Below are 17,511 nucleotides of genomic sequence, written 5' to 3' on the forward strand. Positions count from 1 at the left end.
TCTGCCGATACGCCGAGTGTGACGTGCACCTGGGTGATCGCTACCAGGTGGCGGGCTGATCCTCCCGCAGACGTGCCAGGCTTCGCTCGATCCAGTTCTGGAAATGGCCCGCCAGATCCTGGGCCGTGGCGGGACGCACGGTGATGTGCTCGCGGGTCTGCTGCTGCACGTAGCGACCGTCGCCGGTGACCTCGAACCAGCCCATGGCGTACCAGGGATCGGGGCGGCTGTGCAGGTAGCCGGTGAGCAGTCCGGCCACTCCGGTGCCGTCGAACGGGCGCTCGGTGAGGCGGTCGAATCGTTCGCGCGGGGCGTTGCGGCTGTACCCGTCCGTTCGGGCGCTCAGGTCGCCGACATGGAACGTCTCCGGCTTGGCGGTGCCCGGCGGAGCGGCGGGCAGGATGGCGGCCAGTCGTCCCGGCAGTTGTTCGGTGCGGAACAGGCGGCACCGGATCGGACCGTCGACGCCGTCGGCGGCCGTCTGGGTGAGCATGACCGCGTGGTAAGGGGTCCGGGCGCCGAGCACCCGGTACTCGCGAGGTCGTCCCTTGCCGAGAACCGTTGACTCACCGCCGATTTCGATTCGGAGTTCGGAGGTGGTGAGGGTGTGGAAGGCCAGGTTGATCTGTTCCAGTTCCTCGTGGTCGTACCGTGCGCGCACGGCCACCCGGTGCGCGGCGACCTCATCGTTGGTCGCAAGACGGCTGGTGTAGCGCAGCGGATGCGGCAGGCGGTCGTTCGCGTCGCTGTACCACAGCACCGCGAAATCGTCGGGCTCCCAGCTCCATTCGGCCATCGTGAGATCTTTCGTTCGGTCGTGCGCAGCGCAGCTGCACCCGAAAAAGGTGCCGGGTCAGCGGAACTTGGGCGGAGAGATAGTCGAGTGCGCCGAGGGTCAGCCGGCAGACGGTGGCGGATCGGCATAGTCGCCGCCGATCACGCCGCCGGGAATCGTCTTCGGCGCGGGACCGAGCAACTCCTCCGCGTTCTCCATGTTCCGCAGCCAGTCGGGCAGTTCGTGGTCCTTCTCATCGTCCTCGGACCTGCCGCGGCCACCGCCCAGACCACCCATCCCGGGCATGCCCGCCGGGCCGTACCCTGGCACACCCGCACGGCCCGCGCTCGCCGCCGCAGCAGCACCGCCCGCGCTCGGCTGCCCGCCGACGAAACTGCGCCCCGGGCCGGCGTTACCGAGACCGCCACCACCCAGACCACCGCCACCGCCGAGACCGCCGCCGTGCCCCGCCGAGTATCCACTCGCCGTCGTCGGCGCACCGATACTGGCAGGAGTCGTCCCGGCCGACTGCTCGCCCAGCACACTTGCCGGGGTCGCCTGCGGCGATTGGGTGCCGGCGGGACTAGTGGAGGACGGATCTTCCGGGGTCTCGCTGGATTGCTCGTCGGTTTGCGACGGAACATTCGGCCCACCCGTGCCGTCGTCGGATGTGTTCCCGCCGATGCCGGGAATTCCCGCACCTCCCGGCACGTAGCTGTTGTCGTTCGTCTCCGGCGGTTTGTAGAGCGGGTTCGTCGGGCTGTCGGGTACCGGGAGAACTGGAATCTGCTTGTCGGCCTGAACAAAATTCGCAACGTAATTGTTCTTCATGGCCTCTCGCGCGGCATTCTGGCAGTCGTTGCGCACGTGAGCGGAATTGGGTCCATGCCATATCCCGAGATTCCAGCTCCGCGGGTTGTAGGCGGCGCCACCGTCCGGCGGGCGGTCCACGGCGTTCTTGGTGTTGTTCACACCATCGATTGCCGACGCGACCTGCTGAGCGAGATTCTGCAACGGAACGGTCAGGTCCAGCGCACGTTGGGCGTAGTTGCCGATCGCGGTCCTGGACATTTCCGCCGCAGGGCCTTCCCAGGCCGCCTCACTGGAATGACGGATCCGATTGGCGAACAACTCCGCTGCCGAAGTCCAGCGACGTGCTATCTGCCCATACTCATCGACGCTCTTATTAGCCTCGGTCGTATTCAACGGATTGAAGGCATTGTAAATACGCCAATGATCCCAGCTGTCGGTATGCTCACCACCATCGGTAATCCGAGGATTTTCGGTGCCACTCATTCCGCCGCCCCGATCGCCGGGGGCGGCGTAACGCCTGGCTGAATCTGCTTGGTGCCGATCGGACTGGGCGGCGTGTTCGCCATCAACTCGTTGTAGCGAGCAGCAAATTCTTGATCGGTCGACATGTAATTCTGAGCTATCGTGCGGTGTAGAGTCTGAATTTCATCGACTATGTCATAGTGCTGTTGCAGGATATCCCACACATTGTTGGCGCTGTCTTTCGCCGGATCGACGATCTGGGCTTTACCACGGAACCAGCCGACCACAGTCGCGGCAGACTTCAACCCATCCGTTGTCTCGCCGAGCCCCCAATGCTCACGTCGAGAAATAGTCTGCGCTATTCGCTGGAGTTGCTGAATCTCGTCCTTGAAGGCTTGACAGTCACGTTCGATGTATACGAATTCGTCAGCGTTCACCACGACTTTATCACTGAAGCTGACAGTCAGATTGCCACTCTCTGCGTCTTTCACAAGACCCGCAATAGGGCTTGCAGGCTGCGTGTCCCCATCAGCCATGATCACCGTCCTCCCCACCGCCGGTCGACGAGAATCGACCGGAGATTACGATATTACGCTCCCGCTGCGATCGCCGGGGCGATTCCTTCCGCCAGCGTCTTGGCAATATCACACGAGTGCTGCGTGCCAGATTTCTTGCGTGATCTCGGGTTATCGATGCTGATCTCGAGACTCCCCCCTTTCATCTCGACGTTGATCGCACAATCCACATGTGGATCCTGCCCGCCGAGATAGGACGTAACCGCGGGACGCCCAGCAATGGTCAACTCCTCGGCGACGGTGAATTCCTTGTTGGCGCGGACCATGTCCAACGTAATGTTGGTGGTGTCGATCGTGGCGCTGTATCCGTCGGATTGGATCCACCCGCACCCACGCCACTTGATACCTGCGTTGCCGTCCTTGCTGTCGACTTCCGGCTTGATCAGCTGCTCCGACTGCAGGAGCGACTGTGGGATGTCCTTGCAGGCGTCGAATCCTGCGGGTACCTCTGCTGCGATCGTGGGTGTCGGCGAGGCGGAGCTACCGACCGAGTCGCCGTCGCTGGAATTGCATCCGGACAGGACGGCGGTCAGGCCCAGGATCGCGATACCGCCCCGCATTGGTTTCCCCCAGCTCGCCATGTCGTCCTCTCACCGGTACGGTCCCGTTCGAGGCCGGACCGGCTCCGCCCCCGTCGAGCTCGAATAGACCGTACCGGCGAGGTCACAGGCGCGCAAAGGATGTGGGCGGTCCGCGGCGCGGCTGGGGCGGGGGCGGCGACTCAGTCCGTGAGAACCCCGGTGTTCTGGCAAGCGGTCAGCAGCCAGCGGCCGTCTTCCTTCGTCATCACGTACAGCGGGGAGCCCTCGCCCGTGATCTGCCCCGCGTTGTCGAAGTAGAGCTGGCGGACCTTGACCGCGGCCACGTCGGGGCGCAGGTGGCGGATCAGCACCACCTCGTAGGTGGCGGTGCCGTCGCGCATGGCGCCGGGGAGGACCTGTGCGGTGAATTCGGCGATGGCGGCGCGGCCGACGAGGAGCTTGCCGTGGGCGGTGGTCCAGATGGCGTCGGGGTGGAAGAGGGCGACGAACTCGTCGACGAGTTCGTTCTGCTGGGCGTGCTGGACGGTGGCGACGATCTCGCGAATGGCGGCCGTGTCGCGGTCGGCCGAAGTGGCTGTCATGAACCGATCTTCGAACCCCAACCGAACTCGAGGTCAAGGGGTCGAGATCATTCCGGGCGGAGGTTCTGCCGCCGATCTATGACCGATCTCACAAATTCGATCAATCGTCCAGGGAATTTCCCTCGAAATTCCGGAAAATATGGGTGTGCGGTCGGAACGACCCTGCTGACATGGCACAATAGGGTCCATGACTGGGCTTGGAGTACGACTGGTGGCGCGTCGCCACGTCGACTACAAGCGTGTCTGCAGTGCCCGCTGTCTGCCGGATCGCCTCCGGTAGCGCGGCCTTTCCCGACTCCGGCGTCCTCTCGCGGCGCCCGACTTCCCGGCCGCCCGAATACCGAAGGCGTGAGCCAGCCCCTCCCGCCTGCCGCAAGGCCTGATCCACCCCGCAGGAGCGACCCTATGACGTCGAGTACCGACGCCGGTCCCACCCCCGAATCCACCCGCTCCGAGCGCGAGCAGGAGATCGCGCGCGAGCGTGCCGCCGCCGCACGTGAGCGCCGCGCCCGCCCGCGCCCGGCAGCCGGTCCGCGCGAGCGCACCGGCAAGCCCGTCCGCCGCAAGTCCGAGGGCCAGTGGGCGCTCGGCTACCGCGAACCGCTCAACCCGAACGAGCAGAGCAAGAAGGACGACAACCCGCTCAACGTCCGCGCACGCATCGAGAACATCTACGCCAAGGGCGGTTTCGACTCCATCGACAAGAGCGACCTGCGCGGCCGCTTCCGCTGGTGGGGCCTCTACACCCAGCGCGAGCAGGGCTACGACGGTACCTGGACCGGCGACGAGAACATCGACCTGCTCGAGGCGAAGTACTTCATGATGCGGGTGCGCTGCGACGGCGGCGCGCTGAACGTCGAGCAGGTGCGCACCCTCGGCGGCATCTCCACCGAGTTCGCCCGCGACACCGCCGACCTGTCCGATCGCGAGAACCTGCAGTACCACTGGATCGAGATCGAGAACGTGCCCGAGATCTGGCGCCGTCTCGAAGCGGTCGGGCTGCAGACCACCGAGGCCTGCGGCGACTGCCCCCGCGTGGTGCTGGGCTCCCCCCTCGCCGGTGAGTCGCTCGACGAGGTGATCGACGCCTCGCCCGCGATCGAGGAGATCGTGCGCCGCTACATCGGCAAGAAGGAGTACTCGAACCTCCCGCGCAAGTTCAAGACCGCGATCTCGGGCCAGCAGGACGTGGTGCACGAGATCAACGACGTCGCGTTCATCGGCGTGGAGCATCCCGAGCACGGCCCCGGCCTGGACCTGTGGGTCGGCGGCGGGCTGTCGACCAACCCGATGCTGGCGCAGCGGGTCGGCGCGTGGGTGCCGCTGGACGAGGTGCCCGAGGTGTGGGAGGCCGTGGTCGCGCTGTTCCGCGATTACGGCTACCGCCGCCTGCGCACCAAGGCCCGGCTGAAGTTCCTGATCAAGGACTGGGGCATCGAGAAGTTCCGCCAGGTGCTCGAGGAGGAGTACCTGAAGCGCAAGCTCGTCGACGGCCCCGCGCCGGACAAGCCGACCCGGCCCATCGACCACGTCGGCGTGCAGAAGCTGCGCAACGGGCTCAACGCGGTCGGCTTCTCCCCCATCGCCGGCCGTGTGACGGGCAGCATTCTCACGCAGGTCGCCGACGCGGTGGAGCGCATCGGCGCCGACCGCATCCGCTTCACCCCGTACCAGAAGCTGATCGTGCTCGACGTGCCCGACGACAAGGTCGACCGGCTGATCGACGAGCTGGAACCGCTGGGCCTGCACGCCCGTCCGTCGATGTGGCGGCGAAACCTGCTGGCGTGCAGCGGTATCGAGTTCTGCAAGCTGTCGTTCGTGGAGACCCGCAAGCGCTCCCAGGTGCTCGCGCCCGAACTCGAGCAGCGGCTCGCCGACATCAACGCCCAGCTGGACGTGCCGATCACGATCAATATCAACGGCTGCCCCAATTCGTGCGGCCGTTCCCAGATCGCCGACATCGGGTTCAAGGGCCAGCTCGTCGACGACGGCGACGGGAATCAGGTGGAGGGCTTCCAGGTTCATCTGGGTGGCAGCCTCGGGTTCGACAGCGCCTTCGGTCGCAAGCTGCGCCAGCACAAGGTGACCAGCCTGGAACTCGGCGACTACATCGAGCGTGTGGTGCGCAATTTCGTCAAGAACCGCAACGACGGTGAGCGGTTCGCGCAGTGGGCTGTCCGCGCCGACGACGCCGACCTTCGGTAACGGGAGATTCAACTATGGCAACCACTTTGGAGAAGCTCTCCGAGCACGAACTGCGCAAGATCGCGGAAGACGGTGCCGCGCAGCTCGGTCCGGACGCCTCGGCGACCGAGCTGCTGCAATGGACCGACGAGACCTTCGGCCCCGGTTACATCGTCGCCTCGAACATGCAGGACGCGGTGCTGGTGCATCTGGCCGCGCAGGTCCGCGGCGGCGTCTCGGTGCTGTTCCTCGACACCGGCTATCACTTCGCCGAGACCATCGGCACCCGCGACGCGGTGGAGACGGTGTACGGCGTGAACATCGTGAACGTGCGGCCGGAACACACTGTGGCCGAACAGGATCGGCTGCTCGGCAAGGATCTGTTCGCGCGTGACGCGGGCGAGTGCTGCCGCCTGCGCAAAGTGGTGCCGCTGCGGAAGTCGCTGTCCGGCTACAACGCCTGGGTGACCGGCATTCGCCGCGTGGAGGCGCCCACCCGCGCCAACGCCCCCCTGATCTCCTTCGACGAGGGCTTCGGCCTGGTGAAGATCAACCCGATCGCCGCCTGGTCCGACGACGACATGGCCCGCTACATCGACGAGCACGGGATTCTCGTCAATCCCCTTGTGGAGGAAGGATATCCATCCATCGGTTGCGCTCCGTGCACGCGGAAGCCGGAACCGGGATCCGATCCGCGAAGCGGCCGCTGGGCCGGCCTCGCCAAGACCGAATGCGGGTTGCACGCGTCATGACCACTGCCACCGACACACGATTCGACACCCTGGCCGCACTCGAGAGCGAGTCCATCCATATCTTCCGCGAGGTCGCGGGCGAGTTCGAGCGGCCGGTGATCCTGTTCTCCGGCGGCAAGGACTCCACGGTGCTGCTGCACCTGGCGCTCAAGGCGTTCTGGCCCGCGCCGCTGCCCTTCGCGCTGCTGCACGTGGACACCGGGCACAATCTGCCGGAGGTGCTGGCGTTCCGCGACCACGTCGTCGAGAAGTACGGGCTGCGGCTGCATGTCGCCTCGGTCGAGCAGTACCTCGCCGACGGGCGGCTGACCGAGCGGGCCGACGGCATCCGCAACCCGCTGCAGACCGTCCCGCTGCTGGACGCCATCGCCGAGAACCGGTTCGACGCGGTGTTCGGCGGTGGCCGCCGCGACGAGGAGCGCTCCCGCGCCAAGGAGCGCATCTTCTCGCTGCGCGACGCGTTCGGCCGCTGGGATCCCAAGCGGCAGCGGCCCGAGCTGTGGAATCTGTACAACGGCCGGCACGCGCCGGGTGAGCACGTGCGGGTGTTCCCGCTGAGCAACTGGACCGAGCTCGACATCTGGCGCTACATCGCCCGCGAGGACGTCGAGCTGGCGACCATCTACTACGCCCACGAGCGCCCGGTCTACCAGCGCGACGGCATGTGGATGACGCCCGGCTCGTGGGGTGGCCCGGCCGACGGCGAGGAGCTGGTGGTGAAGTCCGTGCGCTACCGCACCGTCGGTGACGGATCCACCACGGGCGCAATACTTTCGACCGCCGCGACCAACGAGGACATCCTCGCCGAGGTCGCCGCGTCGAGGCTCACCGAGCGCGGCGCCACCCGGGGTGACGACCGGGTGTCGGAGGCCGCGATGGAAGACCGCAAGCGAGAGGGTTATTTCTGATGTCCGACCTGTTACGACTGGCCACCGCCGGCAGTGTCGACGACGGCAAGTCCACACTGGTCGGACGCCTGCTCTACGACACCAAATCCGTGCTGGCGGACCAGATCGACGCCGTGACCCGCGCGTCGGTCGACAAGGGCCTGGCCACGCCGGACCTGTCGCTGCTCGTGGACGGGCTGCGCGCCGAGCGGGAGCAGGGCATCACGATCGACGTGGCGTATCGCTACTTCGCCACTCCCCGGCGGACTTTCGTGCTGGCCGACACCCCCGGCCACGTGCAGTACACCCGCAATACGGTGTCCGGCGCGTCGACCGCGCAGCTGGTGATCCTGCTGGTCGATGCCCGCAAGGGCGTGATCGAGCAGACCCGCCGCCACGCCGCGGTGATGGCGCTGCTCGGGGTGCCGAAGCTGGTGCTCGCGGTGAACAAGATCGATCTGGTGGACGACGCCGCCGGGGTCTTCGACCGGATCTCGACCGAATTCAACCAGCTCACCACGAAACTCGGCTGGGCGCCGGAGGACGTGGTGGAGATCCCCGTGTCGGCGTTGCACGGCGACAATGTGGCCTCCCGTTCGGAGAACACCCCGTTCTACGACGGGCCGTCGCTCATCGAGCATCTGGAGTCGGTGCCGGTCGACGCCGACAGCTCCGGCAGACACCAAGTGGGACTGCGCTTCCCGGTGCAGTACGTGATCCGCCCGCGCACCGTCGAATACCCGGACTATCGCGGTTACGCCGGTCAGGTGGCGGCGGGCGTGGTGTCGAAGGGTGACGAGGTGGTGGTGCTGCCGTCGGGCATCCGCAGCACGGTGGAGCGGATCGACACCCCCGATGGCGAACTCGCGACCGCGCATCCCGGCCACAGCGTCACGCTGGTGCTCACCGACGATGTCGACATCTCCCGCGGCGACACCATCGCCGCGGCCATCGACGCGCCCGAGCCGATCGATTCGTTCGACGCGACGGTCTGCTGGCTGGGCGACAAGCCGCTGCGCCCGGGCGCGCGGCTGCTGCTCAAGCACGGCACCCGCACCACCCAGGCCATCGTCGGCGGGCTGCTGGAGCGCTTCGACGAGCAGCGGCTGGCGGCCGACCCCGACCCGGAGTCGCTGTCACTCAACGACATCGGCCGAATCTCGGTCCGTGTCGCCGATCCCATCGTGGCCGACGACTATCGCGTCAACCGGCACACCGGCAGCTTCCTGCTCATCGATCCGGCGGGCGGCAACACCCTCGCCGCCGGGCTGGTCGGCGACGTGCTGACCGCGGTCGAGGTCGGCACGGAGACCGGGGTCTGAGAGTGAACCGTTCGTGCGGCCCGGTGGGCAACGGCGCGACCGGCCCGGCTCGTCGGCCGGGTGCGCCCGCGCTGATCGCGGTGGCGCATGGCAGCCGTGATCCGCGTTCGGCCGCAACGATGTTCGCGTTGATCACCGATCTCGCGGCACGGCGGCCGGATCTGGATGTCCGGCTGGCGTTTCTGGACCTGAGTACTCCGTCGGTGGAGCAGGTGGTGGATGCCGTTGCCGCCCGAGGGCATACCGAGGCGGTGGTGGTTCCGCTGCTGCTGGGCAGCGCGTTCCATGCCCGGGTCGACCTGCCCGGTCTGCTGGCGGCGGCGCGGGCTCGGCACCCGCGGCTGCGGCTGAGCCAGGCCGACGTGCTCGGTGCCGACCATCGCCTGGTCACCGCCGTGCGCGAGCGCGTCGTGGCGGCCGGGGCCGATCCGGCGGACGCGGATGTCGGTGTCGCGATCGCCGCCGTGGGTTCCTCGTCGCCGGAGGCCAACCGGTGCACCGAACGCATCGGCCGCTTGCTCGCCACCGGTACCGCGTGGCGCACCTCGGTCTGCTTCGCCACCACGGAACCCGCTCTGCCCGAGACGGTTTCGGACCTGCACGCCCAGGGTTGCGGGCGCGTCCTGGTGGCGCCCTGGTTCCTGGCACCCGGCCTGCTCACCGATCGGCTGATCGCGGCCGCGCCCGGCCTCACCCACGCGGACACCATCGGCCCGCACCCCCTGCTCACCGAGGTCGCCCTCGAACGGTACCTCGACGCCGCCACGCCCCACCTCGATCTGTCGGCTTGACGGTCGAGACGCCGTTCGAACCGTCCGGCGTCGCAACTCGCGTCCAGCGCTCCCGAACGATCGGGCGGGCAGTGCGCCGTCCACCCGTCCTCCGGTGTCGTTCAATTGCGAAACCAACGCTCCAGGATGACGGCCACACCATCGTCCGCCACATCGGCGGTCACCTCGTCGGCCAGCGCGAGAATCGGCTCGACGGCGTTGCCCATGGCCACGGATTGCCCTGCCCAGGAGAGCATTTCCCGGTCGTTGTAGCCATCGCCGATGGCCAGGGTGGCCGCGAGCGGGATGCCCAGTTCCTGCCGCAACAGTTCGAGCGCCCAGCCCTTGGACACGCCCTGTTTGGAGGCCACCAGCCAGGGCTCCTCCTCGCCGTGCACCCAGCCGGCACCCGGCAGGCTCTGCTCGGCCATCACCTGCACCATGTCGGCGAGCGAGCCACCGGGCCACCAGCCGTTGAGGCGGGTGGTGGGCTCGAGGCTCAGGTCCCGATCCTCGACGAAACGGAATTCGCCCAGCCGGAAACTCCCGGGGTAGTACCCGGTCGCCCACGTGCCCACCCCGACCTTCTCCACCGACAGCACCATGTCGGGAAACAGCTTGCGTAGCACCGCTATCGAGGGCTCCGGGTCGAAGGTGTGCAGAGACACCGGGGTCCAATTCGAAATGTCCACGTGCACAGCGCCGTTCGAGCACAGTGCCCGGCCCTCGGCCAGGCCCAAGTCCTCCAGCACCAAGCGAGTGGCCAGCAGGGTGCGGCCCGTGGTGATCACGACGTGCGCACCCGCGGCGACCGCGGCGCGCACCGCGTTGCGCACGCGAGGGGTGATCGACTCACCGGTGCTCAGCAGCGTGCCGTCGACGTCGAGGGCTATCAGCTGCGGAATCTCTGTCTCCACGCGCTTCATTGTCACCGATGACGCGCCCGCGTATGCCCTCCCCGCGGAGATCACCGCCGGTCGTCGCGCTCCTGGGGCGGCAGGTACGGCGTGATCGCGTGGGTGAATCCCGTGCCACCGAAGGTGACCTCGAGGACCGGCATCACGGTCCCGATGATTCTCGCGTCCACTCTCCCCAGTGTCCGCTCGGTCCCACCTCGAATGATATATGACACATCAACTCTACGTCCGGTTTCCGCCAGCTCGACTCCGATCGCGTTGGTTGACTGAGTTCTGTCAGCGAAAAACGAAGAACCGCAATGAGAGTGGAGACGATGAGCGAACGATTCGCGTCCAAGGTCGTGCTGGTGACGGGTGCCAGCTCCGGTATCGGGGCGGCGGTGGCGCGCCGGGTGGCGGCCGAGGGCGCCGCGGTGGTACTCGGGGCCCGGGACAAGGCGTCCGGCGACCGGGTGGCCGAGGAGATCCGGGCGGCGGGCGGGCGCGCGGTGTTCGTACCGACCGATGTCACCGTGGCCGACGAGGTGGCGCGGCTGACACAGGCCGCGCTCGACGAATTCGGCAGGCTCGACGCGGCATTCAACAACGCGGGTGCGGTGAACGCGTTCGGCCCGATCCAGGACATCGACGAGGGCGGTTGGCGGGCCGACCTCGAGCTGAACCTCACCGGCGTGTATTACGGCCTGCGGCACCAGGTTCCGGCGATACTCGGTTCCGGGGGCGGCGCGATCCTGAACAACGCGTCCAATCTCGGCGTGGTCGGCATGGGCTCGGTGGCACCGTATGTCGCGGCCAAACACGGCGTGGTCGGGCTGACCCGGGCGGTGGCGCTCGAGACCGCGCAGCAGGGTGTGCGGGTCAACGCCCTGGTCTCCGGCGCGGTCGATACTCCCGCCTTCCGCTCCTCGATGGGCGCCACGCCCGAGGGCGCGGCCGCCGTCGCCGCTCTCCATCCCCTCGGCCGCATCGCCCGCCCCGACGAGATCGCTTCCCTCTGCGCCTATCTGCTCAGCGACGAATCCACCTTCGTCACCGGTGCCGCGATAGCCATCGACGGCGGCTTCACTGCCCAATAGTTATGGTGCACAAAGAAAATGGGTGACACTCAGCGCATGGCGGCAGGGCGACGTGCGCGCACGGCAGAAGCGCACGCACCCGTCGGAGTACTCGGTCGGGTGTGAGTTCGGGCGTGGACCCCGCACGGCTCCACGTCCGGCCTCGAGCTGGACGTGGAGCCGTGCGGGGTCATCGGCGCCGTATCCCGTCGCGATATGTGCTGCGGTGCGGGCATGTCGGGTCCGGTCGACTTCGTCATCGGCGGGAGCCTCCCCCGCCGCCACCGTTGCTGCCGTGGGAGCCGCCGGAGGAGGAACCTCGCGATGAGGAACCTCCGGGCATCGAATCGCTTCTCGAGCCGCGGGAGGTTCCGGCTGTCGAGGAGCCGGAGGTGCCGCCGGAGCGCCCGGAGGACATCGAACCGCCGCCCGTGGTCCCGGTGTTCGAGGAATGGCCGCCCGCGGCCCCGCCGTGCGATGGACCACCGCCGGACGCGGATGTGCCGCCGGAAGTTCCACCTCCGGAAGAGCTTCCGCCATCTGACGCGCCACCGGAAACCCCGCCCCCGGAGATCCCACCGCCACCCTGAGACGAACCGCCCCGCGCCCCATCGGCGCCACCGCCCGACCCACCGCCGCCCTGCCCAGACCCAACACCACTACCACCTGATCCCACGCCACCACTGGCACCGCCCGATCCCACCCCTCCATTAGCACCACCGGGGCCCACGCCTCCATTAGCGCCGCCAGATCCGACACCACCATCGCCACCGCCAGATCCCGCACCACCATTGGCACCACCCGAACCAACACCACCACTGGTACCGCCAGATCCGAAACCACCATTGGCACCACCTGATCCCACGCCACCACTGGCACCGCCCGAACCCGCCCCTCCATTAGCACCGCCAGATCCCGCACCACCATTGGCACCGCCCGAAGCAACACCACCATTGGCACCGCCAGATCCCGCACCACCATTGGCACCGCCCGAAGCAACACCACCATTGGCACCGCCAGATCCCGCACCACCATTGGCACCGTCCGGCCCCGTCCCGGAGCTCGCTCCACCTTGTCCCGTATCCGGGCCGGTGCCGCTGTCGACGGGATTGGTTTGCCCTGTGCCGCTGCCTTTCCCGGGGCTGCCGGTTCCTGCGCCGTCGGATCCGGCTCCGCCGGTGCTGGTGCCGGGAGACCCGTCCGGTCCGGCTCCGGGGGCGTGGCCGAGGTGGTCGGAGATCGGGGGGCCGGAGGTGTCGGACGGGTTGGGCAGGGAGGTTCCGGGGAGGTGGGGGGACGGTGCCCCGGTAGCGGGGCGGGGTGTTGCGCCGGATGGGTTGCCCGGCAGGCTGATCGACGGGATGGCGCTGACCGGGCCGATCGTCGGCGAGGTGAACGGCAGGGGGTTGGTGAATCGCGCCGGGTTGGCGTAGGTGGTCACCACCGGGCGGTCGGTCGGAACGCAATGGGTGCCGCGGTCGCGAACCGTGCGGTCGGCGGTCGATGCCGAGTTCGGCCCAGCCGACATCGACTGTGCCGACGCACCTTTCACACGCAGGGCGGCCGTCGGCGACAGCAGTCCGTCGGCGCCGGCCGACCAGGCGGGCGCGGGCGCGCCGGCCGACCACGCGACATCGCCATCGAGCGCCTGGAACACGCGGCCGCCGCGGAACTGGTTGCCGGCGGGACCGGCCAGCGCGGGTGCGAATTCCAGTGCGGGACCGTCGGTTCCGAGGGGCGCGCTGCCGAGCATGGAGGCCGCCGACATGGCCACCGCCGACGCGACCGCGGCGCCCGAGATCGCGGCCGCGCCCCGGGCGTACCTGCCGAGCTGTATGCCCGGGTCGGCCATCCGGGCGGCGGCGAGTGCGGCGCCGATGGCCACGGTGTGCGCGGGATCCTGCGACATCACCAGGGGGCGACCGAGTTCGCTCAGCACCCGGGCCACTTCCGGCGGCCGCGCCGCACCGCCGACCAACAGCACCCGATCGATGTCTCCCACGGTGAGCCCCGCCGCGTACACGCACTTGCGAACCAGCCGAAGCGAATTGCGGACCGTCCACGTGCGTAATCGGGTGGTGTCGTCCAGCGGCACCACCTGCGAGACCGGCGGCGGCGCCCCGGGCGCGAGGGCACGCGCGTACCGGGCGAGTACGGTGCCCAGCGGGCGGCCACCGTACTCGTGCGAACGCATCGACTTGCCGAGCACGCCACGCTTGTCGCGATCCCCCTCAGTGCGCACGACCGCGACATCGAGGGTGTTGCCACCCAGGTCGTAGACCAGCGTGAGCCCGTTCTCGGACACGCCGTGCTCGGCGTCGAGCCATTCCACCGCCGCGACCGCTTCCGGCATCAGGGTCACGTCGGTGGCGCCCGCTCGCTCCAGTGCGTGCCGCAGCGGCGACAGCCGTCGGTCGGAGTACACGGCGGGATAGGTGGCGACCGGCCCGGCAGCCGACTCGTCGATCGCGAGAAGGCAGGCGATCACCGCTGCCACCAGATCGGCCTGGGTCCAGATCCGCCCGTTCACGACCACCGGCTCGGTATAGCGCGTGAGATCGGCGAAATCCGTTATCACCGGGGCGAATCGCGGCAGCGTACCCATTCGCGCGCCACCCGCGCTGTCGAAGGTGACGGCCGTGCGACGCACGCGCACGGCAGGTTGATCCCGATCACCGGCAGCGACCCAGACGGAGTTCACTGTGCCGATGCTCATACCGAAACCGACTGTCATTGCCATCCCGTCAACGCACCGAGACCACGGCCTCACGCAATCGAACCATGTGGTCGCGGTCGTTTACCAAATAGCGCACACAGGTTAGCTGTCGACCGGCTATTTCGAATACCGAACGGCCGGAAAAAGTTTCATACCCACCGGTCCATAACACAAAAGCACTGATAGGCCAGCGTCCAAGGCCCTGAAGGTAGTTCGGCTTCCTGCCCAGCGGTCAACCAGCAACTAAAAGTGGCTACCTTTCAGTAATCACCCGCGCATACCGACCGGTGTGCCGCAATACGCGGAAATTGATCACGCGCCACCCGGATAGAGGCCGCGGAACCCCAATGGCTGAAAGATTGCTACCCCCACTCTTCGAAGCGATTCCGGCAGATCCCCCACCACGTACGAACCGCCCGGTTCGTTCAAAACGAAACCCTGTCAAGCTTTCTCACGAGGTCACACCACAGCGCCGCAGCCGATGCGTCCCCATACGAAACCGCGCCCGAGCCCCGCACAGCGCGGGACTCGGGCGCGACAACAGTGCGATCAGGCGCGGGCGAGCACCTTACGCTTCCACCAGGACCGACCGGCGGTAGCCCCACCGCGGATCGCCGCCGGTCGCCGCGCGGCGATCAACCGGTCGAACTCCGCGGCCCCGGCGGCCGGTTCGGCCAGCCGCCCGGAGTTGAAGTCATCCACCAGCTGCCGGATGGTCTCCTGCGCGCAGGACTTGTTGGTGCCGATGAAACCGGTCGGACCGCGCTTGATCCAGCCGGTCACGTAGGTCGCGGGGAACACCGCGCCGCCCGGCGCGTCCAGCACCCGGCCCTGCTCGTTCGGGATCACGTCGGCCCGCTCGTCGAACGGCAGCCCGGGCAATGCCACACCGCGGTAACCGACCGAGGTCAAAACCAGTCCGGCGTCGAGGGTTTCGACCACGCCGGTGCCGGCCGCACGCACCGTACCGTCCTCGGTCGTGCGAAGTTCGTTGCGCTCCAGCTCGATTCCCGCCACCCGGTCGGTGCCCAGCAGCGCCGTGGGCGACGACAGATAGCGGAACACGATGCGCTTGCGGGCACCCACCGGCCGATCGGCGACACCGCGCAGCAGGCGCAGCTTCTGCTCCACCTTCTGCGACATACCCGGAATCGCCTCGGGCACTTCACCCTCCACGACGATATCGACGTCGGAGCCCAGGAGGCCCACGAATTCCGGGACGGTGAACGCCGATTCGGCCGGACCACGCCGACCGACGACGACGACTTCCTCGATCTTGCTGTGCCGCAACGCCTCCAGCGCCGCCGGGGACACGTCCGTGCCGGACAGCGTCTCGGGATCGACGGTGAGGATGCGAGCGACGTCGAGCGCCACATTGCCGTTGCCGACGATCACCGCGCGCCGCTGCGACAGATCGAACTCGCGGCCCGCGTGATCGGGATGCCCGTTGTACCAGGCCACGAACTCGGTGGCGGACACGTTGCCGGGCAGGCCCTCGCCGGGCACCCCGAGCTTGCGGTCGGCCGAGGCCCCCACCGCGTACACCACCGCGTGGAAGTGCCGCAGCAGCTCGTCGTGCGAGACATGCTCGCCCACAGCCACGTTCAGATACGACCCGAAGCCGGGCTGGGCGGCGATGGTGTCGAACAGCCGGCTCACCTGCCGCGTGCGGGTGTGGTCCGGCGCCACGCCGTGCCGGGCCAGCCCGTAGGGCACCGGCAGCCGGTCGAAGACCGTCACCGAGACGTCGGGCTGGGTCAGCAGCTCGTCGGCGGCGTACATCGCCGACGGGCCGGAGCCGATGATCGCGACCCGCAGCGGGCCGCGGCCGGGCTCGACCGCGGCCGCCGGGATCGGCTTGGCCAGCACCGGCCGGGGCCGGGCCTGCCGGTAGAACTCGGCGTTGATCTCGATGAACGGCTTCTGCTCGTCGGTGAGCTTCTTCGACGAGGTGATCGCGTCCACCGGGCAGGCCGTGGCGCACGCGCCACAGTCCACGCACGCCTGCGGGTCGACGTAGAGCATCTCCGCCGACAGGAAGTCCGGTTCGTCCGGCGTCGGGTGGATGCAGTTGACCGGGCAGGCGTAGACGCAGGAAGCGTCGCTACAGCACGACTGCGTGACTACGTAGGGCATCGCCGGTCCGCTCAGCCGGCCCGGGAGCGCAGCGGCTCCGAACGGTACCGGGTGGTGTGGCCGTCGATGTGCAGCAGCTTCCACACCCGCTTGGCGATCGGGTTCATCAGCCCGATGTCCTTGGCGAGCGTGCGCACGTCGCCGAAGAAGTCGCTGAACTCCCGCTTGGCCTCGTCGGTGCCGTAGAACAGCTCCTTGCGCACGTAGTCCGGGATGTCGAACTCGCGCCAGAACGACCGCGGCGGGGTGTAGATCGAGCGGCCCAGGATGTACATCACCACCGGCATCAGCAGCGACAGCGCGAACTTGTTGAGCGGCTTCGCCTCCGGCACGTGCTGCTTGAGGAACTCGTGCGCGAACGAGATATGCCGCGCCTCCTCGGCCACGTGAATGGACATCACGCCGCGCATGATCGGGTGCACTTCCTCGCCCGAGCGCAGAATGGCCTTCTGGATGTGGTCGATCGGCTCCTCACCGGCGAGCACGGCCATGAAGAACAGGTTCGGGAACTTGGCGGCCACCGGCGCGCCGATGTACTTGAACTTGCTGACCAGCGGGCCCATCCCGGGCACGTCCAAGCCGATGCGGTTCACCATCTCCTGGAACATCAGGGTGTGGTTGTGCTCCTCGATCATCTCGTGGGAGCAGTACCGGAACTCCGGCGAGCCGTTGGGCAGGCCGAAGTTGTGCGTCACCATGCCGCTGATCAGGATCGACTCGAACTGCAGACCGACCTTGGCCACGTTGGCCTGGCGGTACTTGCCGATCGCGATCTTCCGTTCCAGCGGCAGCGCCTGGTACCAGGGATGGCGGCCGAGGGCGTCACCGGACACCGGCAGCACCCAGCGCTCCTCGCCGGCGTCGGCGGCGAAGTCGGGGTTGTCCCAGTCGATGTCCTCGAACGGGTCGAAATGCTTGTTGACCGAGCCCTCGGACAGCAGCATCAGCTTCTGCGCATACTCCTGAGCCTGGGCGACCACAGGGTCGACGTCGGGCGTCGCGGCAACAGACATTGTCGTCACAG

At 67.9% G+C, this 17,511-nt stretch carries 15 protein-coding genes; 6 read left to right on the top strand and 9 right to left on the bottom strand.

All coding sequences use genetic code 11. The annotated features are described in order from the left end of the window. Window positions 1-40: 40 nt before the first annotated feature. The 5 genes from NWFMUON74_RS26295 to NWFMUON74_RS26315 form a co-directional block, all read right to left on the bottom strand. Window positions 41-796, bottom strand: a complete 756-nt coding sequence (locus tag NWFMUON74_RS26295) for an ESX secretion-associated protein EspG (RefSeq protein WP_187684453.1) — start codon at window positions 794-796, stop codon at window positions 41-43. A 99-nt stretch (window positions 797-895) separates the two neighbouring features. Next, window positions 896-2,071: a hypothetical protein gene (locus NWFMUON74_RS26300; RefSeq protein WP_187684454.1), complete on the bottom strand. Its 1,176-nt coding sequence runs from the start codon at window positions 2,069-2,071 to the stop codon at window positions 896-898. Then, window positions 2,068-2,586, bottom strand: coding sequence for a hypothetical protein (locus tag NWFMUON74_RS26305; protein WP_187684455.1), 519 nt, complete (start codon window positions 2,584-2,586; stop codon window positions 2,068-2,070). Before NWFMUON74_RS26305 ends, NWFMUON74_RS26300 begins: the two co-directional genes overlap by 4 nt. 53 nt (window positions 2,587-2,639) lie before the next feature. Further along, window positions 2,640-3,206 (bottom strand): DUF3558 domain-containing protein, encoded by a 567-nt coding sequence (locus NWFMUON74_RS26310; protein ID WP_232110606.1) that lies wholly within the window; start codon window positions 3,204-3,206, stop codon window positions 2,640-2,642. Window positions 3,207-3,346: 140 nt separating this feature from the next. Then, window positions 3,347-3,748, bottom strand: a complete 402-nt coding sequence (locus tag NWFMUON74_RS26315; RefSeq protein ID WP_187684456.1) for an SgcJ/EcaC family oxidoreductase — start codon at window positions 3,746-3,748, stop codon at window positions 3,347-3,349. 405 nt (window positions 3,749-4,153) lie between these two features. Here NWFMUON74_RS26315 and NWFMUON74_RS26320 point away from each other — a divergent pair, with 405 nt between their 5' ends. The 5 genes from NWFMUON74_RS26320 to NWFMUON74_RS26340 are packed head-to-tail and all read left to right on the top strand — an operon-like array spanning window position 4,154 to window position 9,684. Further along, entirely contained in the window at window positions 4,154-5,953 is a 1,800-nt protein-coding gene (locus tag NWFMUON74_RS26320; protein ID WP_187684457.1) for a nitrite/sulfite reductase, read from the top strand. Between the two features lie 14 nt (window positions 5,954-5,967). After that, window positions 5,968-6,684 (top strand): phosphoadenylyl-sulfate reductase, encoded by a 717-nt coding sequence (locus NWFMUON74_RS26325; protein WP_187684458.1) that lies wholly within the window; start codon window positions 5,968-5,970, stop codon window positions 6,682-6,684. Further along, the gene (gene cysD / locus NWFMUON74_RS26330; RefSeq protein ID WP_187684459.1) at window positions 6,663-7,592 is read left to right on the top strand and encodes a sulfate adenylyltransferase subunit CysD; all 930 of its coding nucleotides are present in this window, start codon (window positions 6,663-6,665) and stop codon (window positions 7,590-7,592) included. Before NWFMUON74_RS26325 ends, cysD begins: the two co-directional genes overlap by 22 nt. Continuing rightward, window positions 7,592-8,893 carry a sulfate adenylyltransferase subunit 1 gene (locus NWFMUON74_RS26335; protein WP_187684460.1) on the top strand — a complete coding sequence of 434 codons (1,302 nt, stop codon included), beginning with the start codon at window positions 7,592-7,594 and terminating at the stop codon, window positions 8,891-8,893. The genes cysD and NWFMUON74_RS26335 overlap by 1 nt, the downstream gene beginning before the upstream one ends. Before the next feature lie 23 nt (window positions 8,894-8,916). Then, on the top strand, window positions 8,917-9,684 hold the full coding sequence (locus NWFMUON74_RS26340; protein WP_269475364.1) for a sirohydrochlorin chelatase: 768 nt from the start codon (window positions 8,917-8,919) through the stop codon (window positions 9,682-9,684). Between the two features lie 101 nt (window positions 9,685-9,785). Here the strand turns inward: NWFMUON74_RS26340 and NWFMUON74_RS26345 are convergent, their stop codons facing one another. Next, window positions 9,786-10,580 carry an HAD family hydrolase gene (locus NWFMUON74_RS26345; protein ID WP_232110607.1) on the bottom strand — a complete coding sequence of 265 codons (795 nt, stop codon included), beginning with the start codon at window positions 10,578-10,580 and terminating at the stop codon, window positions 9,786-9,788. Between the two features lie 314 nt (window positions 10,581-10,894). On the opposite strand from NWFMUON74_RS26345, the gene NWFMUON74_RS26350 reads away from it, so the two are divergent. Next, window positions 10,895-11,656, top strand: coding sequence for an SDR family NAD(P)-dependent oxidoreductase (locus NWFMUON74_RS26350; RefSeq protein WP_187684462.1), 762 nt, complete (start codon window positions 10,895-10,897; stop codon window positions 11,654-11,656). A gap of 235 nt (window positions 11,657-11,891) precedes the next feature. Here NWFMUON74_RS26350 and NWFMUON74_RS36635 read toward each other — a convergent pair whose 3' ends face one another. From NWFMUON74_RS36635 to NWFMUON74_RS26365, 3 genes are all read right to left on the bottom strand, one after another. After that, window positions 11,892-14,351 carry an Hsp70 family protein gene (locus NWFMUON74_RS36635; RefSeq protein WP_187684463.1) on the bottom strand — a complete coding sequence of 820 codons (2,460 nt, stop codon included), beginning with the start codon at window positions 14,349-14,351 and terminating at the stop codon, window positions 11,892-11,894. 549 nt (window positions 14,352-14,900) lie between these two features. After that, window positions 14,901-16,487 carry an FAD-dependent oxidoreductase gene (locus NWFMUON74_RS26360; protein WP_187684464.1) on the bottom strand — a complete coding sequence of 529 codons (1,587 nt, stop codon included), beginning with the start codon at window positions 16,485-16,487 and terminating at the stop codon, window positions 14,901-14,903. A gap of 11 nt (window positions 16,488-16,498) precedes the next feature. Then, the gene (locus NWFMUON74_RS26365; protein ID WP_187689430.1) at window positions 16,499-17,500 is read right to left on the bottom strand and encodes an AurF N-oxygenase family protein; all 1,002 of its coding nucleotides are present in this window, start codon (window positions 17,498-17,500) and stop codon (window positions 16,499-16,501) included. Window positions 17,501-17,511 lie beyond the last annotated feature (11 nt).

Origin of the sequence: Nocardia wallacei (genome assembly GCF_014466955.1) — a bacterium.
Lineage (GTDB): Bacteria > Actinomycetota > Actinomycetes > Mycobacteriales > Mycobacteriaceae > Nocardia > Nocardia wallacei.

Coding starts and splice junctions, on each gene's coding strand:
- NWFMUON74_RS26295 (WP_187684453.1), bottom strand. CDS start 796: ATGGCCGAATGGAGCTGGGAGCCCGACGATTTCGCGGTGCTGTGGTAC.
- NWFMUON74_RS26300 (WP_187684454.1), bottom strand. CDS start 2,071: ATGAGTGGCACCGAAAATCCTCGGATTACCGATGGTGGTGAGCATACC.
- cysD (WP_187684459.1), top strand. CDS start 6,663: ATGCGGGTTGCACGCGTCATGACCACTGCCACCGACACACGATTCGAC.
- NWFMUON74_RS26365 (WP_187689430.1), bottom strand. CDS start 17,500: ATGTCTGTTGCCGCGACGCCCGACGTCGACCCTGTGGTCGCCCAGGCT.
- NWFMUON74_RS26350 (WP_187684462.1), top strand. CDS start 10,895: ATGAGCGAACGATTCGCGTCCAAGGTCGTGCTGGTGACGGGTGCCAGC.
- NWFMUON74_RS26315 (WP_187684456.1), bottom strand. CDS start 3,748: ATGACAGCCACTTCGGCCGACCGCGACACGGCCGCCATTCGCGAGATC.
- NWFMUON74_RS26305 (WP_187684455.1), bottom strand. CDS start 2,586: ATGGCTGATGGGGACACGCAGCCTGCAAGCCCTATTGCGGGTCTTGTG.
- NWFMUON74_RS26320 (WP_187684457.1), top strand. CDS start 4,154: ATGACGTCGAGTACCGACGCCGGTCCCACCCCCGAATCCACCCGCTCC.
- NWFMUON74_RS36635 (WP_187684463.1), bottom strand. CDS start 14,351: ATGAGCATCGGCACAGTGAACTCCGTCTGGGTCGCTGCCGGTGATCGG.
- NWFMUON74_RS26310 (WP_232110606.1), bottom strand. CDS start 3,206: ATGGCGAGCTGGGGGAAACCAATGCGGGGCGGTATCGCGATCCTGGGC.
- NWFMUON74_RS26325 (WP_187684458.1), top strand. CDS start 5,968: ATGGCAACCACTTTGGAGAAGCTCTCCGAGCACGAACTGCGCAAGATC.
- NWFMUON74_RS26335 (WP_187684460.1), top strand. CDS start 7,592: ATGTCCGACCTGTTACGACTGGCCACCGCCGGCAGTGTCGACGACGGC.
- NWFMUON74_RS26360 (WP_187684464.1), bottom strand. CDS start 16,487: ATGCCCTACGTAGTCACGCAGTCGTGCTGTAGCGACGCTTCCTGCGTC.